Annotated in this window: 19 protein-coding genes; 11 read left to right on the forward strand and 8 right to left on the reverse strand. The window is 49.2% G+C overall.

Features of this window, described 5'->3' with window-relative positions; all coding sequences use genetic code 11:
* Both J9789_RS14950 and J9789_RS14955 read left to right on the forward strand, forming a co-directional pair.
* Nucleotides 1-264: S-layer homology domain-containing protein (locus tag J9789_RS14950; protein ID WP_209346491.1), on the forward strand; the 264-nt coding region annotated here is incomplete at its 5' end.
* A 137-nt stretch (nucleotides 265-401) separates the two neighbouring features.
* Nucleotides 402-1142 carry a helix-turn-helix transcriptional regulator gene (locus J9789_RS14955; protein WP_245185322.1) on the forward strand — a complete coding sequence of 247 codons (741 nt, stop codon included), beginning with the start codon at nucleotides 402-404 and terminating at the stop codon, nucleotides 1140-1142.
* Nucleotides 1143-1221: 79 nt separating this feature from the next.
* Here the strand turns inward: J9789_RS14955 and J9789_RS14960 are convergent, their stop codons facing one another.
* Nucleotides 1222-1674: a GNAT family N-acetyltransferase gene (locus tag J9789_RS14960; protein ID WP_209346493.1), complete on the reverse strand. Its 453-nt coding sequence runs from the start codon at nucleotides 1672-1674 to the stop codon at nucleotides 1222-1224.
* 402 nt (nucleotides 1675-2076) lie between these two features.
* On the opposite strand from J9789_RS14960, the gene J9789_RS14965 reads away from it, so the two are divergent.
* The 3 genes from J9789_RS14965 to rlmD all read left to right on the forward strand — a co-directional run bounded on the left by J9789_RS14965 (nucleotide 2077) and on the right by rlmD (nucleotide 5580).
* Nucleotides 2077-3009, forward strand: a complete 933-nt coding sequence (locus J9789_RS14965; protein ID WP_209346494.1) for an AEC family transporter — start codon at nucleotides 2077-2079, stop codon at nucleotides 3007-3009.
* A gap of 131 nt (nucleotides 3010-3140) precedes the next feature.
* Nucleotides 3141-3965 carry a hypothetical protein gene (locus J9789_RS14970; protein WP_209346495.1) on the forward strand — a complete coding sequence of 275 codons (825 nt, stop codon included), beginning with the start codon at nucleotides 3141-3143 and terminating at the stop codon, nucleotides 3963-3965.
* Entirely contained in the window at nucleotides 3952-5580 is a 1629-nt protein-coding gene (gene rlmD, locus J9789_RS14975) for a 23S rRNA (uracil(1939)-C(5))-methyltransferase RlmD (RefSeq protein WP_209346496.1), read from the forward strand. The genes J9789_RS14970 and rlmD overlap by 14 nt, the downstream gene beginning before the upstream one ends.
* 107 nt (nucleotides 5581-5687) lie before the next feature.
* Here rlmD and J9789_RS14980 read toward each other — a convergent pair whose 3' ends face one another.
* The 7 genes from J9789_RS14980 to J9789_RS15010 all read right to left on the reverse strand — a co-directional run bounded on the left by J9789_RS14980 (nucleotide 5688) and on the right by J9789_RS15010 (nucleotide 18452).
* The gene (locus J9789_RS14980; protein WP_209346497.1) at nucleotides 5688-10937 is read right to left on the reverse strand and encodes a DEAD/DEAH box helicase; all 5250 of its coding nucleotides are present in this window, start codon (nucleotides 10935-10937) and stop codon (nucleotides 5688-5690) included.
* Nucleotides 10937-11944 carry a hypothetical protein gene (locus J9789_RS14985; protein WP_209346498.1) on the reverse strand — a complete coding sequence of 336 codons (1008 nt, stop codon included), beginning with the start codon at nucleotides 11942-11944 and terminating at the stop codon, nucleotides 10937-10939. The genes J9789_RS14980 and J9789_RS14985 overlap by 1 nt, the downstream gene beginning before the upstream one ends.
* The gene (locus tag J9789_RS14990) at nucleotides 11944-14709 is read right to left on the reverse strand and encodes a hypothetical protein (protein WP_209346499.1); all 2766 of its coding nucleotides are present in this window, start codon (nucleotides 14707-14709) and stop codon (nucleotides 11944-11946) included. Before J9789_RS14990 ends, J9789_RS14985 begins: the two co-directional genes overlap by 1 nt.
* Nucleotides 14706-16277 (reverse strand): hypothetical protein, encoded by a 1572-nt coding sequence (locus J9789_RS14995; RefSeq protein WP_209346500.1) that lies wholly within the window; start codon nucleotides 16275-16277, stop codon nucleotides 14706-14708. The genes J9789_RS14990 and J9789_RS14995 overlap by 4 nt, the downstream gene beginning before the upstream one ends.
* Before the next feature lie 484 nt (nucleotides 16278-16761).
* A complete protein-coding gene (locus J9789_RS15000) occupies nucleotides 16762-17415 on the reverse strand; it encodes a sigma-70 family RNA polymerase sigma factor (RefSeq protein ID WP_245185319.1) in 654 nt (217 codons plus the stop codon).
* Entirely contained in the window at nucleotides 17405-18253 is an 849-nt protein-coding gene (locus J9789_RS15005; protein ID WP_209346502.1) for a helix-turn-helix transcriptional regulator, read from the reverse strand. The genes J9789_RS15000 and J9789_RS15005 overlap by 11 nt, the downstream gene beginning before the upstream one ends.
* Before the next feature lie 7 nt (nucleotides 18254-18260).
* Nucleotides 18261-18452, reverse strand: a complete 192-nt coding sequence (locus J9789_RS15010) for a helix-turn-helix domain-containing protein (RefSeq protein ID WP_071433712.1) — start codon at nucleotides 18450-18452, stop codon at nucleotides 18261-18263.
* A gap of 227 nt (nucleotides 18453-18679) precedes the next feature.
* Here J9789_RS15010 and J9789_RS15015 point away from each other — a divergent pair, with 227 nt between their 5' ends.
* The 6 genes from J9789_RS15015 to J9789_RS15040 all read left to right on the forward strand — a co-directional run bounded on the left by J9789_RS15015 (nucleotide 18680) and on the right by J9789_RS15040 (nucleotide 24200).
* Nucleotides 18680-19300, forward strand: coding sequence for a CHC2 zinc finger domain-containing protein (locus tag J9789_RS15015; protein WP_209346503.1), 621 nt, complete (start codon nucleotides 18680-18682; stop codon nucleotides 19298-19300).
* On the forward strand, nucleotides 19278-20657 hold the full coding sequence (locus J9789_RS15020; RefSeq protein ID WP_209346504.1) for a phage/plasmid primase, P4 family: 1380 nt from the start codon (nucleotides 19278-19280) through the stop codon (nucleotides 20655-20657). The genes J9789_RS15015 and J9789_RS15020 overlap by 23 nt, the downstream gene beginning before the upstream one ends.
* Before the next feature lie 390 nt (nucleotides 20658-21047).
* Nucleotides 21048-21269 (forward strand): LLM class flavin-dependent oxidoreductase, encoded by a 222-nt coding sequence (locus tag J9789_RS15025; RefSeq protein WP_209346505.1) that lies wholly within the window; start codon nucleotides 21048-21050, stop codon nucleotides 21267-21269.
* Entirely contained in the window at nucleotides 21266-22246 is a 981-nt protein-coding gene (gene mobV / locus J9789_RS15030; RefSeq protein ID WP_209346506.1) for a MobV family relaxase, read from the forward strand. The genes J9789_RS15025 and mobV overlap by 4 nt, the downstream gene beginning before the upstream one ends.
* A complete protein-coding gene (locus tag J9789_RS15035; protein ID WP_209346507.1) occupies nucleotides 22236-22412 on the forward strand; it encodes a hypothetical protein in 177 nt (58 codons plus the stop codon). Before mobV ends, J9789_RS15035 begins: the two co-directional genes overlap by 11 nt.
* 105 nt (nucleotides 22413-22517) lie before the next feature.
* The gene (locus J9789_RS15040; protein ID WP_209346508.1) at nucleotides 22518-24200 is read left to right on the forward strand and encodes a recombinase family protein; all 1683 of its coding nucleotides are present in this window, start codon (nucleotides 22518-22520) and stop codon (nucleotides 24198-24200) included.
* The last annotated feature ends 75 nt before the right edge of the window (nucleotides 24201-24275 follow it).

Raw genomic sequence — 24275 nt, forward strand, 5'->3', positions numbered from 1 at the left:
TCCGACGGCACCAACCTGGAGGCCAACCTGACCCGTGAGCAGCTGGTCACCATGCTGTGGCGCTACGCCGGCAGCCCCGTGGTGGAGAGCGACCTGTCCGGTTATCCCGACGGCGCGGCTGTCAGCGACTGGGCGTTGAACGCCATGATCTGGGCCACCGGTGAGGGCGTCATCACCGGCAACGGCGCGGGCGCGCTGAATCCCCAGGGCACCGCTACCCGTGCCGAGGTTGCCACCATCCTCATGCGGTTTATCGAGAACTAAATCCAAGCATAAAAAGCGGTCGCCTTCGGGCGGCCGCTTTTTTAATAACGGTAAATCCGTACACTCTACCACCGTTCGGTTGCCAAATTCCCGCCCATGGGCTATGCTGAAGGGGAGAGGTGATCCCTGTGTACGACATGGACAAGCGCGCCTTTGGGGCCTTTGTGGCCCAGCTCCGGAAGGAGAGGGGCTATACCCAGAAGGAGCTGGCCGCCCGGCTCCACATCACCGACAAGGCGGTGAGCAAGTGGGAGACGGGGGCCAGCATCCCGGACACCGCCCTGCTCATCCCCCTGGCCGAGCTGCTGGGGGTAACGGTGACCGAGCTGCTCCTCTGCCAGCGGCAGGAGAAGCCCATGGAGCCGGAGGCGGTGGAGGATGTGGTCAAGACCGCCATCCGCTACGCCGGGGGCAAGCCCAAGCGGGCCTGGAAAGAGAAGGGGCGCTGGCCCCTGTGGTACAGCCTGTCCCTGATGATCGGTCTGCTGGGGCTGTGGGCCAACTGGACCTGGACGGGCCTCCCAGAGGTGCTGCCGACCCCTGTCCTGCTGGGGGCCATCTTCGGGGCCTGGTTCTGCTTCTTCACCCGGCTCACCCTGCCGGAGATCTACGACCAGCGGGCCATCAGCATGGTGTTGGACGGACCCTTCCGCATGAATATGCCCGGCCTCACCTTTAATAATCGCAACTGGCCCCACATCGTCACGGCGGGCCGGGTGTGGTCCTGCGCCATTATGGCCGGGCTGCCCCTGCTGTCCCTGGTTCTGGGGCTGCTCTGCCCCACCCTGTGGGAGATGGTCCAGCTGTGGGTGATTCTGGTCCTCACCCTGGGCGGATTGTTCATCCCCTTCTACCGGGTGGGCAAAAAGTATCAATGAACAAGACCGGCAGCCTGCTTCACAGGCTGCCGGTCTTGTTTTGCCCGAAACGGATGAGGGCCGCTGTTGGCTTGCTTGGTTATCCCTCCGATAAATGGAGCGTCAGCTCGATTTCATCTTCGTCTGCTGCTCCGGTCTCTGTAAAGCCTTTGCTTTGATACAAATGCAGTGCCCCCACATTCTCTTTGTTGCAGGTCAGGGTCACCCGGTTGGAGGTGCCAAAAGGTTTCGCCCGGATAAAGTCAAGTACCTGGTCCAATGCAGCGCCGCCATAGCCCCGTCCCTGGTACGCTTCATCCACCATCATATGCCAGATATCATATTCAGGGATATCGTAATCATAAATCACCATGACATAGCCAACCATGGTATCCCCTGCATAAATGCCAAACGGCTGGCATTGCTCCCGGTAGACATAGGCCTGTGCAAGACTGCGGATGGGATGGGAGACAAAACGCTCCTGTCCGGGCGCCAGTTTCAGCTGAAATGCGTCGATAAAGTTTTCTTCTGTAATTTTTCTGAGTTGAATCATAAATTCCTCCATAAATTGTCCTGACTGGATTGACAGTCGATTTTGTATGAATATCTATGGAAGAACAGACGATTGCATCAAAACGCAAAAAAGCCGTGGTTGATGAACCACGGCAAACGAAATCTGTTAAAAACGATTATCCTGCAACCGAGGCCTTCACAAGATATTCAGATGTCCGATTCTCTCTGCTATTTCTCATCATGAAGCACCTCGCTTTCTGTATGGATTTGACACCATCATACTCCCTGTCATCCCTGCTGTCAATCATCGCTTTTGGGCTGATCTCCCACCCAGTATCTCTCCCTCTTTTTGTCCAAAACCGTTGTGTCGGCTTGCTTCCGCCCGGGTTTGGTGATAGAATGGAGCGGATTTTCATTGAGGGAAAAGAAGGAATTGTTTGTTATGGTCCAATATCTGTTGATGGTGTCCTCCCAGGTGGGGACGATGTTTATCATGATGGCAGTGGGCTTCGTTCTGGCCAAGCTGGGCAAGCTGACCCCGGCATCCATCCCCCAGCTGACCAACCTGCTGCTCAACGCGGTGCTCCCCTGCATGCTGGTAGACTCCCTGCAGATCGAGCGCACCCCCGCCCTGCTGGGGGCCATGGGCTACACCTCTCTGTTGGTGGCCGTCCTCTATCTGCTCTACTGCCTGCTGTCCATGCCCCTGTTCCGGCGGCAGCCCCCTGCCACCGGCAAGGCCCTCCGCTTCGGCGTGCTGTACGGCAACGTGGGCTTCATGGGTCTGCCCCTGGTGCAGATGGTGCTGGGGGACCACGCCATGGTGTACGGCGTCATCAACCTGATCATATTCAACATTTACAACTGGAGCCAGGGCGTGGTGCTCATGGGCGGCCGCAAGCAGGTCTCCCTGAAGCAGGCCGTCCTCAACCCCGGCATCATCGGCACCATCACCGCCATGGTCCTCTTCCTGTGCGGCATCACCCTGCCCCCCATGGTGGGCAACGCCGTCAGCTTCCTGGGCAGCATGAACACCCCTCTGGCCATGGTCATCATTGGCGCCCAGATGGCCTCCGCCGACTGGAAGGCGGTATTCCGCAACCGCTCCATCCTGGCCGCCGCCCTGCTGAAGCTCATCGCCATGCCCCTGCTCACCGCTCTGGTGCTCTATCCCATCCACCCCGAGCCCGACCTGTACTGCACTCTGGTGCTGCTGGTAGCCGTACCCACCGCCAGCATCACCGCCATGTTCGCCCAGCGCTACAATCAGGACGTGGCCACCAGCGCCCAGCTGGTCACCTTCACCACCCTGTTGTCCATTCTCACCCTGCCCTGCATGGGGGTGCTGGCCGCCGTGCTCAGCGGCGCGGCCTGATGGGCCAAATAGTTTCAAATGCTTACAAAATGGCTTTTACCATTTACTCCAGGGGGGTACCGGTGTTAAAATGTTGGAATCATCCCATACCCCGGGCGGCCTGTCCGCCCACAGCACATATGGAGGTTACCATGAGAAAGCAGACCATTCTGACCGGGGCCATCGCCCTGGTTCTGGCCGTTTTTCTGGCCGCCTGCAGCGGACCGGCTCCGGAGGTTACACCCTCTCCCACCGCTGCGGCCACACCCACGGCTACCCCCACCCCGGAACCTACCCCTACGCCTACGCCCGCGCTCCCCGCCGAGCCGCCTGAGTGGGGCGAGCAGGTCTTTACCCAGACCTACACCGCCGGTGACGGCACCCAGGTCATGAGCGTGCGCTACACCCTGCCTATGGTGCAGAACACCGATGCCTGCCCCGCCGGCACCGTCATCAACGATTGGTATAAGGAGGACGGCGCCAGCCGCATGGAGAGCGCCGAGGAGAACTACGAGCAGGTGGTTGCCGACTACGACGTGTCCAAGAGCGCCGGCTTCTCCTTTACTCCCGTCACCGAGGAGATGAGCTACAAGGTGCTCCTCTCCACCGATCAGGTCATCAGCATCCGCCGCACCTGGTACATCAACAGCGGGGCGGCCTATCCCACCGTGTTTGAGCTGGCCGAGAACTTCGACCCCCAGACCGGCATCAAGCTGACCTTTACCGACTTCTTCACCGACGCTCAGGCCGTACGTGAGCGGGTGGTGAACGCCTTCCTGGCCTCCTCGGAGATCTCCGCCGGCGGCTATACCTGGGCCCAGGTGTCCGCCGCTTATCAGCCGGAGCAGTTCTGCCTGTCCTCCGAGGGCTATACCTTCTGGATCCAGGGCAACACCCTGAACAACCTCCACTCCCCCGTGGAGGTCACCCTCCCTTATGACACACTGAAGGACGTGAGCATGTATGCAGCCCAGTAAACCGCTGGAAGGTCATACGTATCCCCTGCGCATCGAGGGCTACAGCAGCGACGGCGCCGGCGTGGCCCGTCTGGACGGCATGGTGGTGTTCGTCCAAGGCGGCGTCCGGGGCGAGCTGTGCCAGGTGCGGCTCACCCACGTGGGCCGCTCCGCCCTGTGGGGCGTGGTGAAGGAGATCACCGAGCCCTCTCCCGCCCGAATCCCCCCCGACTGCCCCTACTACGACCGGTGCGGCGGCTGCGCCTTCCGGCACATCACCTACGCCGAGGAGCTGGAGGCTAAGCGCACCCGGGTGGAGGACTGCCTCCGTCGTCTGGGAGGCGCGGACATCCATGTTACCGAGATCCTGGGTGCCGCCCGGCCTGACCGCTACCGCAACAAGGCCCAGTTCCCCGCCGCTCCCGGCCCCCGCATCGGCTTCTATCAGGCCCGCACCCACAAGGTGGTGGACGTAAAGGACTGCCTGCTCCAGAGCGAGGCGGCCTCCCGCCTCCGGGGAGCGGTGAAGGACTGGATGATGGAATATTCCATCCCCGCCTACAACGAGAAGGCCCGCTCGGGCCTGGTACGCCACGTGTATGTGCGCACCAACCGCCGGGGGGAGAGCCTGTGCTGCCTGCTGGTTAACGGGGTAGGGGTACCCCGGGAGACCGAGCTGGTCCACGCCCTCCGCGCCGTCGAGCCGGGACTGGTGGGCATCGTGCTGGGGGTGAACAAAAGCCACTCCAACGTGATCCTGGGGGACTCCTACCGCACCCTGTGGGGCCAGGATTTTCTGTCCGACACCCTGTGCGGCTCCGACTTCCGCCTGTCCGTCCCCTCCTTCTACCAGGTCAACCCCGACCAGACCGAGGTACTCTACGGCAAGGCGGTGGAGCTGGCCGGGCTCACCGGCAAGGAGACCGTGCTGGACCTGTACTGCGGCATCGGCACCATTTCCCTGGTGATGGCCCGGAAGGCTCGCATGGTGTGGGGCGCCGAGGTGGTGCCCCAGGCGGTGGATGACGCCATCCAAAACGCCCGCCGCAGCGGCATCACCAACGCCCGGTTCCTGTGCGCCGACGCCGGCGAGGCCGCCCGGCAGCTGGACCGGGAGGGGGTGCGCCCCGACGTGATCTGCGTGGACCCGCCCCGGAAGGGTCTGGCGGAGGACGTGGTGGCCACCATCGCCCAGATGGCTCCCAGCCGAGTGGTGTACGTGTCCTGCGATCCGGCCACCCTGGGCCGGGACGTGAAGCGGTTCGCCGCCCTGGGCTATCAGCTGGACACCGCCACCGTCGTGGACCTCTTCCCCCGCACCGTCCATGTGGAGACGGTAGTGCTTTTGTCCAAACTCAATGCCAAGCAGCATATCGAGGTGGAGTTGAATCTGGACGAACTGGATTTGACCGCTGCGGAGAGCAAGGCCACCTATGATGAGATCAAAGCCTATGTGTTGGAAAAGCACGGTCTGAAGGTGTCCAGCCTGTATATCTCCCAGGTCAAGCGGAAGTGCGGGCTAGATGTGGGACAGAATTATAATCTGTCAAAGAAAGAAGACGCGAAAGTGCCACAGTGTCCGCCGGAAAAAGAAGCGGCAATTATGGATGCACTAAAGCATTTTCAAATGATTTGAGATGTAGACACAATTACCCTTTACTCCAAGAAAAAATATAGCGCAGCCCACCAATCAATAATAATTGGTGAGCTGCGCTTATTATTTTGGCATGTAATCAGCCTATTTTATTGAATGCTGTCAAGAATCTTTTGTACGGCATACGGCTTAGCGTACTTGATATAAGCGTCACTTACAAAAATGGTACCGGTAGCTTGCGGTTCAACCCACATTGCGGGGTATACAACAACCCTTTTTGTATTTCTTCGTCCAGTTGCAATGATTTCACCATCAGAAGTAATCTCGCAACCAGATTGCTTAAGGATATTTACCAAAGGCATTATCATCTCTATCTGTGTCTCTGGCTTGATTGGCAGCGCATTTATCCCATCAACACCCCATTCAAGAAGTTGAAGCGCAGCAAAACGATCAAGCATACCATGTACATATTGATTCCTGTAATGCTTTAGACATTTGGAGCACGCAGATCCGCAATTGCAAGAACTTAAAAGTTCCTTCATATCGGCGAGCAATTCAGCAATCGCATCAGCTACGCTGACAGCATACCCGGCGCCACTTGACAGGCTGTCATAAAGATAAATATCAACATAAGAGGCTTCAGGACCAGTTCTAAGACGATAACCAGTAACAAGTTCGGTAAATTCAACATCAAGCTTTTTGCTTGCCACAAGTCGCAGCGCTTCAGCTAGGGATTGCGCAGCTCGATTAAGCCATGGATTGTCGTTTCTTCTGACATCAATGATCCTATCGTCAATTGTGAATTCGAGAACTAACATATCAGTTATAAAGTCATAGCCAAGATTCACATTAAAATAGTTGCTGTGGCGGCATTTACCTCGAGTATACTTCGACTTGTACGGTCTGTTAATATCGTTTAGAACAGAAATGTCATCACCAGGCATAGCAGCTCCACAGTCCTTGCAGACCATAAAACCCTTGTCATCTGTTCCTTTGTTCAGCATGATAATGCGTTGGTTTGTTCGTGAAGCGATCCGTATGTTTTTACAGCCTGGGGCAAGTTTCATTTCTTCAGCCTCGGGTAGAGTTGAATAAAGAGGCTGCTGTACAGCAGTGTATTCTTCTGACAGCTGAACGTCTGGTATGGATTCAGCGTTTCTTGGCGCAAACCCCCAGGGGCGCATCATTTCACGGGTAATCTTCAGATCACTATTCCCACAAAACGGGCAACGTTTGGTTTTCTCTTCCCTCAAGCCGAACCAACCACACTCAGGACAAGAGATTATCTCCTTCACATAATTTGGGTCTTCTGTATAAGCACGTGCCGGAGTCAGCGATTGACCATGGCGACGCTCGCTTCCGGGATAGTAGAATCCACCAATCTGATAGGTTTGTTTATCAACAACAATTGCTCTACCAGGGGCATATTCGCCAATAGCTACATCCAGGCCACGATCAACCTCATAAAGAATCTTTCCGGATGTATCTGGTATGTAAGTACTTACGACATTCTTTGGGAAAGAATATGTTGGGATGATTCCTTCTTCATAGAGAGCATCTAGAAGAATCTTCGCCTCACCTTCCTTAGCTCCTTCTTCTACTCCAAAAAGTTCGGGGTGTGTCTGACATTTTTCTTTCAGTGTATCGAAAGATTTTTTCAGCTCATCCTCAAACACTGAATAGTGAAATGGTATTCCGACTGGTAGAAGGAGCTTGTCTTTATTTGCATTATAAGAAGCAAGATAACTCTTAAAGTTGTCAAGAAAGTCGTTTAGGAAAACGGCTGCTGTAACTGTATCAAGGCTCATGTGGTTTTCCGAAAGAAATTCTTGGAGAATAACCATAGCTAGATGACGTTGGAGGAGCTTTTCACTTCTTATATCAATCCAAGGCTTGCGAGGGTCTCCGCGGAACATAGGAATTGGATCATTGAAGTACAAGGTATCATGTGGACCATCTTCACAGAAAGTAACAATGGTAGACAAACTAGATCCACGTCGGCCAGCACGACCAGCTCGCTGCTGGTAATTTTCACGCATGGGCGGAATATTGCGCAAGCCGACCGCGACCAGGGAGCCAATATCAATACCTACTTCCATGGTGGTTGTGCTGCTAAGGATATCAACAGGTGTTTCACCATCTTGGATTAAATCTTGGAAGCGCAATTCATATTGTTCGGTTTTACTCCAAAGATCATCACGTTGGTCTTTATGTGAGAGCTGCGCAGTATGTTCCTCGGTGTCAATTACATGAATCGGCTCACCTTGAAGCGCATCAGCTACCGGCTTTCTCCAGAAACCAAGTGCCTCGTATTCACCAGATTTCATTTCATGGATATGAGAAGATCCGCAGCTTGGACATTTACCTTTCAGCGTAAAAGGAGTCAATTCAGAGCATTGTTCACATTTGTACCATACATGAGAAGTATCAAAACGTGGTTTTACTCTAGAGAGATCAATATATAATTTCCCATTATCAGGCTGCGCCGAATCAAGAAATTCTTCCTTTAACACTCGTTTCCACGCCATCTCAGTTTCGTTCCCGTCATGCCATTCCATGATCTCGCGGATAGTTTTTGAGAATCCCCAATCCTTATCAAGCCCGTAGCCACCGTAATTGGGGCGGACTTTCAACCGAATTGTGTCACTAATTGTATGGCCGATAGCTGTAGACATATCGCAAATTGATAGTATCCACGCATTAAAAAAGTCAATAAACTCCTCATCAGTAACCGTCACATTGTTCTCTTCGAGTGCATCTACAGCATCAAAAAGAGCCTGGTCTGTAGGTTCAATCCAGCTTGTGGCCGAGTCATACAAGGTGTTATAGCCACCAGCAAACAACCGCAAGAGATATTCCTGCATCTGAACAGGAGCGTTTGCAATCGTGAATCTTGGGGCATACTCTCGCCCTCGTTTTATACAGCGATTGTAGTTATTCAGTGCAGCGGTACAATCTTCGGCAAATTTTATCCGTTCAGGCCCATGAAAAATTTGTACATGATGCTGACCAGCGACAAGGCAAAAATAATCATACAGCGAATTTATTGACTGCTCAACCGTTTGTTCTTCCATCGTTTTGATGGCGATTGCAAATAATTGCCTTGCAGCAGATATGTCCGAAGCCTCTGACATATCTCGAGCTAGCTTTGCTGCTCGCTGACGACTGTCTGAAAACAGCAAGACTTTACGTCCCTCGTTAGGAAACCGATCCGGATCATTATCCTTTCCTGGCACAGCAGGTTGCAGTTGGAACTGCGCTTTGATCAGGTTGAAGAAAGATTGATTGCCTCGAGTGTTAAACGAAGTGAGTTGTGATGTAGAAAGCTGATGCCTGCAATGCGGACAAGTGGGGAATGTAATAATCTGCGGTCTGCCTTTTGCAGAGTAGTTGCAATAGTACAGCTTTCTAATCCAAGGTTTTCCAGCGGATGAGTCATCTGTGAAGTTAATAAATCCGCTTTTAACATCAAGATAGCAGGGGCGAATAGCATTTTTACCCTGCTTTGCAGGAAGCTCAAAATCGTCAGTTGGGATGAACAGATGTATTTCTTTCATCCTGCGATCCATTAACTGACCGGGATAATGCCACAGATATACATTTCCATGAAGCCCCGAGTCATCTTCAAGAACATAACCTTTGAAGAACAGCGCACCACAACGTCGATCATTATAAAGTTCGTATACAACACTACCACAATGTGGACAAATCAAATTACCATCCGATAAGTAGATTTCTCCTAAAGTGAGTCCGCCTTCCGAGTGAGAGCAACTACAATTGGTGTTGGTACAGGCATATACCCCCGAAATACCTTTGAAGAGCATGTGCATACGTGCAGGGAAAAGGACAGAACCTTTAGCGTTTTTTGCAAGCGGTGCAATTGCTAAAAGGACACTAACCGCCTTGAGCGCATCCTCTGGATTGAGCTCCGGGAAGATACCAGAAGAAAGTTCTCCAAGTGATACTGCATTTCCGCGACAATTCTTAATAAGCTCATGGAACGGACGGTAATAGACAAGATTTTCGTACATCCAGTTGTATACTGATTCCAAGGATGTAATACCAGAATCAAATCCGTCTAATTGTCTCCAGAATGACAAAAGCGCAGAAAGTTTCACTTCATCCCTGTCTTCAAACTGACCAGGATCTGAGTTTAAGAGGAGCTTGGCGGGAATATCATATTTCAACTGCCCGTCGATCACTTCTCTCTCACCCGTCAAGTAACAGAACCGTGTTGCTGTGTCGGAAGCGGTAAGTTCATTTGCAAACTTCATTACGGAATCAACGTCTTGTTGGTCTTTGTTGGGCATACTTGCAGTAGTGAGTATAAATTGCACACGATCACGGCTGATACCGAGTTTATGGAACAGTCTGCGAATCAATAATGCCACTTCACCGCCGGATGAACCACGGTACATATGAGCTTCATCTATAACAAACAATAATTTATTCTCACTGTCTGAAGCCAGCCATTCGTGTGTATCATTCCAGATTTTTTGTTCTCTGGGACGCAATAGCATGTATTCCAACATAGAATAGTTTGTAATGAGAATATCCGGGCAGAATTGCTGCATTTCAAATCGTGTGATCAGCTCTGCATCATCATCGTTTGGAATATGTTTACTCTCATGCAGCCCTTGAAGGAACTGATTCATATCCGCCTTTGCAGGTATCTTTCCCTCTTTGAGAAGGTGATTGAAAAATTCTTTTTCAGAATCGCTTTGTGGGAAAGACATTCTTGCTAAAGTTTTTTCCAGTTTTCTGTCCTGTTCAGTGGAGGGTTGAACTCCAGGATATGGGGTTCGGCCAGTATACATTCCAAACTGAGGACGACGCGCCCCAGTACCACAGGTATTCCGGAAGATTTTGATAAACTTGTTGTCAGGATCTCCGATCATTCTTCTAAGGCGGCTAACTTGGTCTGAAACCAAGGCGTTCATTGGGTACATAATAATTGTGCGAACTCCTCGTTTCGCCCACGATTCCTTGGAATTCCTTGCTTCGGCTGCCATCTTTGCAAGGAGAGGCCACATAAAGCACTCAGTTTTACCGGAACCAGTACCAGTCGAAACAAACAAGTTTTCTCCTTTAGTTGCCGCTTCAAGCGCCGATATCTGGTGAGCAAACGGAGAAGGAAATACTCCTATACCAGCCTTTGCCAACTGCAAGAAATACTCTTTCATCCAATTCTCAAGGGATGCTGTTTCAATACCGTTTTGTACTGTAACATATGCCGGAGAGGATTCAATAAAAGGTCTTTGGTAAAGCAATCCTTCATCATCAATATGATTGTTTAGGGCCGAAAGCAGAATCGGGGACTTTCCGAAATACTGCGACTTAATATAATTTTCTAGTTCTGTTCTCAACTGTTTATGGACAGAATTAGCTCCATTTGGCATCAGGCTATCCCTCCTTTGAATTCATATCCCTCATCAGATAGAATATTTTTAATGGCTGCAAAAACTTCTACGGAGAGCTTCCGTCTGAAATTACATGGAAGTGCTGTACATATCTCAGGCCAACTATAGCACTTTAAGAATTCCAGTTCGCGTGGCGGAAGCAAATAATTCATACGGATGTGAACCAATACTCCGTCCTCAAAGTACTCTATCGGCGGTAATGTTCCATAGTTCGACAGACAGGCACATGCAAGTGCTCTGTAGCTATAATTTTCTACCTGCCACTGAGGAAGAGGACTGACTTCTAGTACAGCGTCAACATAGCGATAAAGATAATATAGCTGAGAACCTTTCATTCCGGTTCGAAGAATTGAAATTGTACCAGTTTTGTCTGGCTCATTTACCCAATACCCACGGGAAAAAGGAGGTTTCAGACGAAGATACTCTGTGCCAAATTCAAACGATGGCTTCGATTTCCAGGAAGCAGCAGAGAGTGTAGCTTGCCACAATGTTTGTAAATTTTCTTGCTCGAGGCCAAACATTGTTTTTATATTATTGAGGTTTGTTCCGCCATCCTGCTTTGAATAGAATCCAATGCCAGACACACAGGAGATATTATCCAAAGCAATACCTCTTTGAAATAGAACTCCACCAAAGTGTTCTTCATGTTTTTTTGATGCTACTATTCGATTCGGGCGGTGATAAACTACTCCTGCACTTAAGAATTGATTTGTGATCTCCTCTTCAAGTTCTTCAGAATTTTGCGGTAAGGTTCCCAAAAGTTCCGGATACAACGACTTATAACTGCCAAGTATGCTGCGGATTCTTCTTCTCAGGTGCCCAATAGAGATGGATTCCTCTGTATCGTCCCAGAGGGAAGCATACGCCATCATGCCGCAAATGCTATAAACAAGACGCGTTTTCCACTCATCCGCTGTTTCCTGGTTTCCTCTAAGAATATGATATTGTCGTGATACTTTTGAGAGAAGTCCGTTATACTTATCCATCAGTTTTCTCCTAACACATGCTGGAGATCACGCTTGAGGTTAGCAGAAATTTCGATGCTCTTCTGCGGATCTGCAATTGCCGCTGCAAGTTCATTTATCGCCATTGAAGCATAGGAAATCGGAAAAATAAAAAACAAAAAATCGTCATCTGTTGTAGTAGAGGGATAAATGTTGTGTATGGTAGCCATAAGACTGTTGATTTTGCTTCTAACTAACGAGCTCAGCCCCAATTTTGAAAGGATGGTTAATTCTTTGCGTGCGCCTTTCCCCGCCAAGTAGGGTTTGAAATCGTCAGAGAAGTAACCGCCATAGTATTTGCCAGTAGCTTTTTTATCCACCAAAAACTCCGTAAACAGTGGCAACGTGAAGCTATACAGGCTTTTGGGTTCAACCTGAACGTCTTCTGCATATGGATGGGTAGCTATATAAAAAATATCTTTTTGGAAAAGTATTTCTGGAAGCCGATTCATCCAACTACCTGCAAGAAGGTTGTTAATTATTACGATGTCTTCACCATCAGCCCCAATTTTCTCAATCGCTTGGCGAACACAACCGCCTTCACAATAGAGTTCGCCATGTTTATGAGCAGTTACAGCTGCGCAAAATGCTTGGGCAATATCAATTGCATTGGGACCAACAAGTAAAAGTGGCTGTTTTTCAATATAAGCAGCACAAAGAAACGCAGCGAGGCCACTTCTGTATTGTTCAGCAACACCTGCCTCTGCAAGTTCAAATACTGCTGTGTTGATAACATCCGCCCAAGAGTGATGTGCTTCAAGTTCATCAAGATGTTCAAATTCAGGGAATGTGCGATATACAGCCATATCAAGTTCAGACGCAGCATCGACTGAGGTGGGAGTTGTTGTTCCAACAATCTGCACTGGTTGTCCCCCAACAAATGCCATACTTGCAATAAAATCCGCCGCATTTTCACGAGCTTTTTGGATTCGTTCAGCAATTGCTTTTTCGACACCATCCGCCAGTTTTTCTTTTTCAGCTATGATACCAGAAAGACGCTCATCTTCTACTTTGGTTTTGCTGAATGCTTCTTGTGCTTTGTCTAGATCCTCAGCAGCAGATATTAACTCCTCATGAAGTAGATCGAGTTTTTGTTGGGCTTCAGTCAAGAGTCTTTCATTCTCTTTTTCCCAGTCCTGGCGAATAAGTTCTTTCGCTTTTTCTTGAAGTTCGGTGTTGGCAGAAAGAGCCGAGCGGATTATTTCGTCTTCTAAGCTATCTCCATCGACATATTGCCAGACTATGCTTAGAAATTCATCCAGCAGTTCTTTTGCAGCGGGATCGGAGCAGCGGCATGCGGCCCCAATTTTACACGTGATGTCATCAACTGGAATTGCATCAATAAAGTCCTTAAAGGTCTTATACTGAGCTCGAGTTACATCTCTCATTTTATATGTAGCCCAGGAAATTGAAGACATTACGATATCTTTTACAATATCAAGTGGACTTTTCAAATGATATAGTTTGCTTGGAAGCCCAGCAAATGCGTTTCCATAGAATGATAATCCATTGTCCAGATGTATAACGTCAGCATTAGTGAACTCATATACCGGCACTACAATGCAATCTTTAGAAATATTTGTTTTTTCGTTAACAGTATTGAGTTCTTTGGCAGTACAAAGGATACCCGTATGCTGTCCTTTGGATGTACAAATAGAGAACATGACTCTTCGGCTGTGGGGCTGGTAATTGATTCCCTCTTTCAGAAGACTAACCAGCTCATCAAGGCTTGTTGCCTGTGTAAAGGTCACAAGTTCAATGGCATCTAACTCTGTATTGTATCGGGACAGTATATAATCCTTGGAAGGATCATTTTCGTTCGGAACCGCAGACCAAGTCCAGACACCATAGAACCCATCTTTAGAAGGGCCATCCTTATAGAAGATTTTATCTCTATTTGTAAAGTACGGCGGGATATCTTCGTTTCTGTGGAAAATGTAATAGTGCCCGTTATTGTTCAAATCGGCATATCGTATAAGCCATTTCTGACCATTATAGTCCGAAACCACACTGCACAGAGAAACAATTTCATCTGCATTGTCGGAAGGCAAAATGGAGGCATCTGTATCATCAAACTGTGCAAGATAATCTGCATCATCGCTCGCAAAGGCACTAGGAGCAGTCTGCAATTCGGAAATCTTTGCCTGTGCCTCAGCCAGCAAAGACGCTAATTGATTTTTATCCTGTTCAATTTTCTGAATTTTCTCTTCACACTCAGTTTTTATGGCAGTAATGCTATGTTGGGCTTCCTCAACTTGATTTGACAGGCGTTGATTTTCTTCTTTCATGGCCTGGATTTGAGTGGATGTTTCGGTATTTCTTGCACGCTCAGATTTAATATCTTCCATTCTCTCGAAAAGATTAGAGCATGTGTCCGTATCCAAAGGGTTTCCTGTCAGCTTAAAATATAACTCGACATTATTGACAAAGAAAGAGTCAAGCATAGTTGTCGCTAAGGCGGCACCATGAGAGAAGCCTTCTCCCTCAAGTTTAGCTATATTTTCTTCAATTTCCTTCAGCCAGTGTTCTACCCGCATATTAACCCACATTGCGATGAAGGGGTTATCAATATGGGTTATAGCAATTAACAGCGCATGTTGCTCTGTCAACGATTTGGCTCTGAACCCTTTTTGGATTTTTGAAAATTCTTGTTCGTTTCTCTTGAAGAGTTCTTTGAACTCTTTACCTGTAATGATCTCGCAGAGGGTTGATTTTTCTTCTTTGGTAAGAAGTCCGATGTAGTTCATAATTTATCTCCCTGTTTATTTGTACTTATACTGCGATAGGCATCCTGCAATCTCCTGTAGGATTGCTCATTGATAGTACCTTCTCTGATACATTCCCGTATCCATTGACATATCTGCGGATAACGACTCATACCTGCTAAAATATTTCGCAAAGAATGAGGAGCGGGAATAAATATCCCCGATGCGTTACGAATTCGCTTCAGGATTTCGACTTCATTGTCTGTGATGCTAACCTGTCGCTTTTTGAAGTTGATTTCCCAGACAACATCAAGGCCGATGACAAGTTGAACGCTTACACCGTAGGATAGCCCATTCAATTCAAGCTGTCTGTCTGCAACTATTTTTCGCTTATCTACAACACGATTGTTAGAGATTATGAGTTCGCCATCAAATGTTGATTTGAAGAGCAGTGTTTTATGGTGTGGCAGCGTATTACTTTCACCAGATTCAATCTCAGAACCAGAAAGATCGGTTACTAAGATTGCAGGAGATGATCCAACTCCATTGAGAGGTTCTTTCCAAAAGTAAGTATATTGTAAGGCTTGAGTACGTCCTGCTGATATCAACTGTTGCCTACTTGAGCAGTGGACTTCATATAGTTTGGGATAAGAGACATTATGATTTAGCTGGCAGACCGCTGCGGAAGGAAATGTTTTGACGGTAGCTACATTACCTTCGACAAGCATATACATATTATCTTGACTATGCTTTACTATATAATTTCCTTCTACAAACAATGGCCACACCGGCTGCAAAGAAACCGGGTGTTCTGTCAGGCGGCAGTGAAAATCAAGAAAGAATCGGGCAGCTTCTTCACTAAATGCGGATGCAGAAACTATGTAAAGCGTCCAGGATTCCCAACCAAACTGTTTCTGGACAATTTCTTGAATCCGTATGCTACTATAAGATCTCCTATAGAAATAGCCGCGTTTTAGCAAATAGTATTCTTTCTCAATCTCAACATCAGCATCGTATGTGAGCTTCTTGCCAGAAGACTTTTCAAACAAGGTTCCTTCTGGATCAATTCCGGTAATTTCAGCTGGCCAGAATTCGCGCAGTTTATCAATTCCATTTTTAAAATTGAGAGTGTATTTTTCAAATGGCCTTTCACCAATGGGGAGATATGTAATACCTTCGTAATTCAGCCGTTCTTTTGTAAACACATTAGGTGTAGTCGATACTCCTTTCGGCTTGATTTCTATACAAAAATCTTTGGTGAGAGAACTAATTGGGGCGCGAATCAAGCCAATTTCAAATCTGAACGAAGCTGCGGACACACCTGTGATGCGGATTGGTAAATCATGTTCCTGAGAACCATAAGAAATTGAGTAACCAGCTCCCAATATACGTTCAGGGCAGTTTTTGCTTTTTTCATAGGCGCTGTGTCTGAAGTGGCGAGTTTGGACCGCTCCATCAGTAAGAGAGACGTATTGTCCACATAGTTCGCACATAAACAAACCGCTGTGAGCAGATACTGTTCCGCCTGGATGCAATTTGGCTGCTTGTTCTGCCGTAATCCGCTTCCAACCGTTATCCGACCACATGCAGACATGCGTTAATGAAGCCACATGCACTCCCCCCTTACACAATTTCTTTCTTGATTTGTATTTTTCGCTACTGCTTATGGGTAAATCTGAAAAAGCTAATTCATAGAAAAAATTTCTGATTATATATTTTTGACGGCGATTAAACTAACCCGTTTTGACGGTTAGAGTATCATTGCTGCCAAAAATAATAGGGTATCCAAAGGGGAAAATCCCCTTGGCTCTGGGTTTCCAATAGGGGCGAGCAGCATCCCTGTTGGCACACGATTTTCCGTAGGAAAGTCTAGTGTGTTATACCTTTGCTTCCGGCTGACGCTGGAAAGGGGCTGGCTTCGCCATCTGTTGTACGGGCAGATAGCGGTTGACAGGCACTTTTCGGCGACAGTAGGACAGGCGGATTTTGTGCGGCCACGGACGAAATCAAGATTTGCACAGCGGGCAGAATCCGCCTGCCCGGAAAAGGAAGCAGAGGTATATCAAAGCCCTTGTCCCGCCGCAGCGAAACGCACTAATACCACCATGGCAGTTCCAGCCAGAGATTATCCAGCGCCAACGCCTCCGTTGACCTTGCACGGCTCTCGCTGAGATGAAAGTGCAGAGCAGTTCCCACCAGAGGATGCTCCATGTCATCCTCAAAGCCAAAACGGTACAGCAGATAAACCCGCTCCCGTTCTGATATGCGCCGCAACCCTTCATAGAGTTCTTTCCGGTTTTCCGCTTCCTCCATAATCTTATCCGGCTCCGACGCATAGGGGTCAGCAATCAGGTCGGAACGCTGCACGGAATGTTCACCGGGAAGCAAATCATCCAGATTGATTCTCTCCATGGGGATACCGTCTTTGTCAGACTGCATCCGCTGTTCAAAGACCGCAAAAGCAGCCGAAATCAAATCCATCATGGCGTTGCGGATGGCAGGCCCCGCATAGGTCAGGAACTTTATTTTTTTGCCGGGATCATACAGGGAGATTGCCCGAAGTAAGCCGATACTCCCCTCTTGGATCAGGTCATCGTGGTCGATACCCAGCTCACTGTTCCCAAGGCCCACGCTGATATACAGTTCATTTGCAGTTTTTCGGATATATCCCAGATTGTTCTGTATCAGTTGCTCCTGCGCCTGTGTATCCCCTCGCTGTGCCAGCGTGCAAAGCCGCTCATTGGTCATCGTTTTCATCGCGTTGTTTTGGCTGCATACTCTCCATCATGTGAAGCAGTGCCTGCTTTAATTCTGCCAGTGATTCATCCTCTGCCAGCCCCATCTGGGATATGGGCTGCACGACCATGGCGGCAAGCTGCTCCGGGGAAACCGATGGATGATGAAGGTCTTGTCCCTTGGTCAGTTCTGAGAACATCTGCTCGGTAAGCTTTTTTGTCATGTTCTGGGAAATCCCTTCCCCGGAAGTCATTTCCTTTTTGATCTCCCGAAGAACTGCCATAAATTGATTTTGAATATTGGTCAGATCGGCTTGAAAAACCGGTATCTTGTTCAGAGAGACCGCCTGAGCCGCCTGTTGAGTTGCTTTCCGGATGTCCGGCTGTTCTTTGCCAGTCATCAACAGCATGGAACTTAACGATTGCAGGATTTGGTTCTGCGCCGCAAAGCCGGAGGCCATCGTTTCGTCAAAATACAGGGCGATCATACTGGTCAGCTGGGCAAAGCGGCGGTTTTCCAGCAGGCGGCTCACCACTTCTGGGTTCACCCGTCCCGTATAGAGATTGCGTGCTGCTTCGGCAGAAAGGCCCAGCTCAGAGATATCATAATTCTTCTTGTCCGGCACATTGGTCAGACAGAGCAGAAAGTCCGAGGATGCATTAAAAATCCGGGCAATACGGATGATCTGCTCGGTGGTCAGTTTATTCTTTGTTCCATTCAGAAAACGGCTGATGGAGCTTTCCGCAACGCCGATTTTAGACGCAAGCTCTGCCTGCGTGATTTTATATTCCTTCATCAAATCCTGTAATCTCTGCTGCGGGGTATTGCTGGGGAGATATTCCTGTCCCATAGGCAGATCACCTCGTTTCTTTTCTGTATTTCCCGCTTTTAATGCGGGCATCGGTTGGTTTTTCTGCATCCTCCGGGATGATCCAGCGGCTTCCTGCTCTTTGTGCGCCGGGAATCCGGTCCTGGTTGCAGAGGATGCCGACCCGTCGGGGAGAAATCCCCCATTTCTCTGCGATTTCAAACGTAGAAAGATATTTCATAACCAGCCCTCGTTGTTTGCAATTCTATTTTCTATTATATTCCATAACAGGAACAATCTCAATCCATATTTTGAGAATTCAGCCGCCTTCTATCTTGCAATTCTGCAAGTTTTGGAGGCGGTATTTTATTTTCTTGCAAGACTGACGGATTTTTTGAGCCATGCCCTTTTTCTCCGTACATTGAGGTGACAGGAGAAACCTGTACAAAGATGAAGGAGGAACATGAGATGGATATTTTTACGACTGTAAAGGCAGCAGTTACCGTAAGACAAGCTGCTGAACACTATGGGCTTCAAGGCAGTCGAAATAGCATGGTCTGTTGTCCATTTCACGATGACCGGCATCCCAGCATGAAGCTGAACGAACGGTATTTTTACTGCTTCGGCTGTGGAGCTACCGGCGACGTGATCGACCTTGTGGCGAGGTTATTTGATCTGAGCAGCTACGAGGCGGCTAAAAAGCTGGCTCATGACTTCGGGATTGACCCGGACAAGCCACCAGCAGCAATCGCCCTGCCCAAACCGGAACGTCCCCTGCTGAGAGCATACCGTCAGGAGGAAGTGCGTTGCCTGCGGGTATTGTGCGATTATCTGCATCTTCTGGAAAGCTGGAAGGTGCAATACACTCCCAAGACACCGGAAGATGTTCTGGATGACCGGTTTGTGGAAGCCTGCCAGATGCTGGACTATGTGGAGTATCTGGCAGATTTGCTCATTGTCGCTGAGCTGGAGCAGCGGGTGAAAATCGTAGAAATGCTGAACAAGGATGGCCTGATAGCCCGGTTAGAGGAACGGCTGGAAAGACTGAGAAAGGAGGAGTCGAGCTATGAAGAAAAACAAGCAGCCTGATGGGATGCCCGTTTGGTTTGATGGAAAAAGCATTAACGAAGCCCTGTTTTGTGAGGAGTTCTTGCAGACACACAAGATCATCTTTACAAACGGGGCTTTTTTTACGCCCGAAGGCCGTGTAACCGATGAACTGCCCCTGCGGGGAGAAATTTTTGAGAAGCTGAAATGCTGTGCGGTCAGCAATATCCCCCGCAAAATCAGCAACATTATGGAGCTGATGAAATTGGCGGCGCTGGTGGAGGATTTTCCCCCGGAACCGGACCGGATTCATCTTTCTAACGGCACACTTTTTCTGGACGGGAGGTTTGTGGAGGGAAAACCTGAAATTGTCCGAAACCGCCTTCCTGTAGCATACAACCTCAACGCTCCACAGCCTGTCCTTTGGCTGCAATTTCTGGATGGCCTTCTCTATTCGGAGGACATTCCTACCTTGCAGGAATACATCGGCTATTGTCTGATTCCCAGCAACAAGGGTCAGCGGATGATGGTTATTAAGGGCAACGGTGGCGAGGGCAAGAGCCAGATCGGCGCTGTGCTGGGAGCTTTGTTCGGTTCCAGCATGAAGGACGGCAGCATCGGGAAAATATCCGAGAACCGTTTTGCCCGTGCCGATTTGGAACATATCCTCCTGTGCGTAGATGACGATATGCGGATGGAGGCCCTGCGCCAAACCAACTATGTGAAATCCATCGTGACCGCCCAGGGCAAGATGGATTTGGAGCGCAAGGGCAAGCAGAGCTATCAGGGATGGATGTGCGCCCGGCTGCTGGCCTTCTCCAACGGAGATTTACAGGCGCTGTTTGACCGGAGCGACGGCTTTTACCGCCGCCAGCTGGTGCTGACCACGAAAGAAAAACCGGCTGGCCGTGTGGATGATCCTGACCTTGCCGAGAAGATGAAAGCCGAGGTGGAGGGTATCCTGCTGTGGGCTTTTGAGGGATTGCAGCGGCTGGCCGCCAACAACTTCAAGTTTACCGAAAGTGACCGTACCAGAGAAAACCGGGAGGCAGTCAAACGGGACAATAACAATGTCTATGATTTTCTGGATTCTGACGGATATGTTCGCCTGAAATCCGATATGTCCGCCAGCTCTAAAGAACTGTATGAGGCGTATCAGATTTACTGTACCGAGAACAACCTGCCCGCCCTGAAACCCCGCAGCTTCAGCGAAGCCCTAATTGCCTGCCAGAGCCGCTACAATCTGGAATACTGCAATAATGTGACCAATGCCGCCGGACGGCGGGTGCGTGGATTTCTGGGGATTGAAGTATTGGTGAGAAATCATATATCAGTGTTTTCTGGTGATTCGATGCGTACGTACGTACCGGAAGATGTGCCGGAGGAATGGCTGCGCTGAACCGTGTACGTACGTACGCTTTGATTGATCCTTGTTCTCCCTTTTATAGCAATTCGGCGGCTATGGCAGTCAGAATCACCGGTCAAATCCCCATGCTAAATCAAGGCAAGTGGGAATCGAAAAGTATTTGACGGTTGGAAGAAATCATTTTGCGAAACCGTGCTTCTCGCCCCAGTGAACCGGGTGCATGGAATCATGGGAAAATGCACGGTTTCGAGCCAAGTCACACGGAACGGAAAAGTCGGAAGGTGCGACCTATGGACAGGACATTACACCGGCAATTCTGAACGGATTTGGTAACAAGAGAATTTTTCACGACACAGCGAAGCGGTTATGCCAGAGGGCGTACCGGCTTCGCTTTTTTATCAAGTAAATTTAGGAGGATTATTGATGATGACGGTACGCAACGAGATTAAGGCGCAGATTGTCCGGGCGGGATACACCATGCAAAAGGTAGTGGACTTGCTCCATGAGGAATACGGCTGGTCGGACAGTGTTTCCAACCTGTCGGCCAAGCTCCAGCGGGAATCTATTCGCTACAAGGAGGTCGTGGAGCTGGCCGACGTGCTGGGCTATGACCTGATCTGGCAGAAACGGAGGGACAGAGTATGAGCAAACCGCAGTATGCCATTCTCCGCTTTGCCAAGTACAAAGGGCCGGAGATCGGGAACATTGAAGCCCACAACGAGCGAACCAAAGAGAAATATGTCAGCAACCCCGATGTGGACATTAGCAGGAGCAAGTATAATTTCCATCTGATTGAGCCGGAACGAAAATATCGTGCGGAGGCGGAGCGGCAGATCAAAGAAGCCGGTTGCCGTACCCGTTCAGATAGTGTTCGGGTAGTGGAAGTTCTGGTAACTGCCACACCGGAGTTCTTTCGGAGAAAGAAGAAATCTGAGATCAGAGCCTATTTTCAAGAGGCGCTGACCTTTCTCCAGCAAAACCAAGACCCCAAAACAATCATATCTGCTGTGGTGCATATGGACGAGAAAACGCCCCATATGCACCTTTCTTTTGTCCCGCTGACTGCGGATGGCAGGCTCAGTGCCAAGGAGATCGTGGGAAACAAGAAAAAGCTGACCCAGTGGCAGGACAAGTTCTGGGAACACATGGTACTCAAATACCCGGATCTGGAACGTGGGGAAAGCGCCAGCCAGACCAGACGTGACCACATTCCGCCCAGAGTGTTCAAAGAGATGACCCGCCTGACCAAGCAAAAGGCCAAACTGGAGGAACTGCTGGCCGGTATTGGAGCCTTTAACGCAAAAAGCAGAGCTGCCGAAATTGCGGCTCTGCTGGATCAGTATATCCCTGCGGTGGAGCAGATGCACAGCACTATGAAGAAGTATCAGGTGGCATTTACGGAAACCACCGTGGAGAACAAAAAGTTGAAACAGGAGAACGCTCAGCTGGAGCAATCCCTAGAGAAAGCGACCCAAGAAAGCACTTTGAAGCAGCTGGCCGATGCCAAACTGCAACGGGATTATGAGGATGCTGTGGCTGTACTGGATCGTATCCCGAAAGAAGTGCTGGCGGAGTACATGCACAAACCGGACAGACGGAGGATAAATGCCTATGATAGATGAGTGGAACGGCCTTGCCGTTTTGCTGGCAGATATGATTGAAAAATATGCTGGAGAGCTGGACTTAGATTCTTTGCCTGATCCGGTGTTTCCCGAGGATAAAATCACAAACCACATCACAGATAAAAATATTGGCAAAGAAAACATTGAAACGCCAAAAGCAGCATGATACAATAATCGTGAGATAAGTGTCCAAACAAATTTTCCAAGGGAAGAAATGCTTCCCTTGGAAAATACATAAGGAATTGTTGAACAGTATAAGCGAGGAAGGACCATGGCGAAAGAAAAGATAAAAGTTTATACCTATACGCGAGTGTCTACCGCTATGCAGATTGACGGCTACTCGCTGGATGCCCAGAAATCCCGCATGAAAGCCTTTGCAGAATTCAATGATTATGAAATTGCTCACGAATATGAGGATGCGGGAAAATCCGGTAAATCGATTGAAGGCCGTACGCAGTTTAACCAGATGATGGAGGACATTAAAACCGGCAAGGACGGCGTTTCCTTTGTTCTAGTATTCAAGCTGTCCCGTTTTGGTAGAAATGCGGCGGATGTCCTTTCCACCTTACAGGTCATGCAGGATTTTGGTGTCAACCTGATCTGCGTGGAGGATGGTATTGATTCCTCCAAAGATGCAGGAAAGCTGATGATCTCCGTCCTATCGGCAGTGGCAGAAATTGAGCGTGAAAACATCCGTGTCCAAACCATGGAAGGTCGTATCCAAAAGGCCAGAGAGGGCAAGTGGAATGGCGGCTTTGCCCCCTACGGCTATAAACTGGTGGATGGCAAGCTGCAAATCAACGAGGAGGAAGCTCCGGCGATTCGCACCATCTATGAGCAGTATGTTACAACCGATTCCGGCGCAAATGGGATCGCAAAATATCTTGAAAATCATGGGATTAGCAAAGTCCAACGCCAGAACGGGAAAAATCCTCTTTTTGATGCCCGTCTGATCCGCATGATTCTGAAAAATCCGGTTTACTGCGGCAAGATTGCCTATGGCAGGCGAAAAACCGAAAAGGTGCATGGAACCAGAAACGAGTACCGTTTGGTAGAACAAGAAAACTTTTTGTTGGTGGATGGTCTGCATGAGGCCATTATCCCGGAGGATGTATGGCAGGCAGCACAGGTCAAGTTGGCTGCTCAAGCCAAACGGTATGAACACGTCAACAAAGGGAAAAACGAATGCACTCACCTGTTGTCCGGCATTGTAAAGTGTCCCGTATGCGGTGTTGGAATGTATGGTAATAAGTGCGTGAAACGGAAAGCGGACGGCAGCAAATACAAGGATTTCTACTACTATGGCTGCAAACATCGCTCTATGACCCGTGGGCATAAATGCGATTACAAGAAGCAAATTCGGAAAGAGCTGCTGGACGATGCTGTAGCGGAGGTAATCTGTAAGCTGGTCAGCAATCCCAAATTTGCGGCGATGATGCAGGAAAAGATCAACATGAAAGTCGATACCACGGCGATTGAGCAGGAAATCAGCAACTATGAAAAGCAGCTTCGTCAGGCTTATTCCACCAAATCCAAGCTGATTGAAGAAATCGACTCTCTTGACCCAGACGACCGGCATTACAGCAGGCGGAAATCAGACCTTGATGATCGGCTCTATGGGATGTATGATAAAATTGAAGAATTAGAATCCCTGCTGATTGCAGCCAGAGTCAAGAAACAGGCCATTGAGGCAGAAAAGCTGACCGGCGATAATATCTACAAGGTCCTGATCTACTTCGATCAACTCTATGGAAAGATGAACGACAGAGAGAAACGGCAGTTGATTGAGGAACTGATCTCTGAAATTCAGATTTACCCGGAGCGTCAGCCCAATGGCCAGTGGCTGAAATCCATCAAGTTCCGGTTGCCTATCATCGAGGAAGATATGAATATTAGTTTGGACAATGAACAGCATGTTGAGACCGCCGCCCGACTTATCCGGACGGACCACTAAACAAAGCAATCCCCCTGCTCCGGCAGGGGGATTTTTCTATCTTCTCCGGACCGCCGGGCCCTTGCTTTACCACAG

Origin of the sequence: Flavonifractor sp. AGMB03687, from assembly GCF_017811815.1 — a bacterium.
Classification (GTDB): Bacteria; Bacillota; Clostridia; order Oscillospirales; family Oscillospiraceae; genus Flavonifractor.

Bases quoted from the DNA above. Each gene is read 5' to 3' on its own strand.
- J9789_RS14955 (WP_245185322.1), top strand. From the start codon at position 402: ATGGACAAGCGCGCCTTTGGGGCCTTTGTGGCCCAGCTCCGGAAGGAG.
- J9789_RS14960 (WP_209346493.1), bottom strand. From the start codon at position 1,674: ATGATTCAACTCAGAAAAATTACAGAAGAAAACTTTATCGACGCATTT.
- J9789_RS14965 (WP_209346494.1), top strand. From the start codon at position 2,077: ATGGTCCAATATCTGTTGATGGTGTCCTCCCAGGTGGGGACGATGTTT.
- J9789_RS14970 (WP_209346495.1), top strand. From the start codon at position 3,141: ATGAGAAAGCAGACCATTCTGACCGGGGCCATCGCCCTGGTTCTGGCC.
- rlmD (WP_209346496.1), top strand. From the start codon at position 3,952: ATGCAGCCCAGTAAACCGCTGGAAGGTCATACGTATCCCCTGCGCATC.
- J9789_RS14980 (WP_209346497.1), bottom strand. From the start codon at position 10,937: ATGCCAAATGGAGCTAATTCTGTCCATAAACAGTTGAGAACAGAACTA.
- J9789_RS14985 (WP_209346498.1), bottom strand. From the start codon at position 11,944: ATGGATAAGTATAACGGACTTCTCTCAAAAGTATCACGACAATATCAT.
- J9789_RS14990 (WP_209346499.1), bottom strand. From the start codon at position 14,709: ATGAACTACATCGGACTTCTTACCAAAGAAGAAAAATCAACCCTCTGC.
- J9789_RS15000 (WP_245185319.1), bottom strand. From the start codon at position 17,415: ATGACCAATGAGCGGCTTTGCACGCTGGCACAGCGAGGGGATACACAG.
- J9789_RS15005 (WP_209346502.1), bottom strand. From the start codon at position 18,253: ATGGGACAGGAATATCTCCCCAGCAATACCCCGCAGCAGAGATTACAG.
- J9789_RS15010 (WP_071433712.1), bottom strand. From the start codon at position 18,452: ATGAAATATCTTTCTACGTTTGAAATCGCAGAGAAATGGGGGATTTCT.
- J9789_RS15015 (WP_209346503.1), top strand. From the start codon at position 18,680: ATGGATATTTTTACGACTGTAAAGGCAGCAGTTACCGTAAGACAAGCT.
- J9789_RS15020 (WP_209346504.1), top strand. From the start codon at position 19,278: ATGAAGAAAAACAAGCAGCCTGATGGGATGCCCGTTTGGTTTGATGGA.
- J9789_RS15025 (WP_209346505.1), top strand. From the start codon at position 21,048: ATGATGACGGTACGCAACGAGATTAAGGCGCAGATTGTCCGGGCGGGA.
- mobV (WP_209346506.1), top strand. From the start codon at position 21,266: ATGAGCAAACCGCAGTATGCCATTCTCCGCTTTGCCAAGTACAAAGGG.
- J9789_RS15035 (WP_209346507.1), top strand. From the start codon at position 22,236: ATGATAGATGAGTGGAACGGCCTTGCCGTTTTGCTGGCAGATATGATT.
- J9789_RS15040 (WP_209346508.1), top strand. From the start codon at position 22,518: ATGGCGAAAGAAAAGATAAAAGTTTATACCTATACGCGAGTGTCTACC.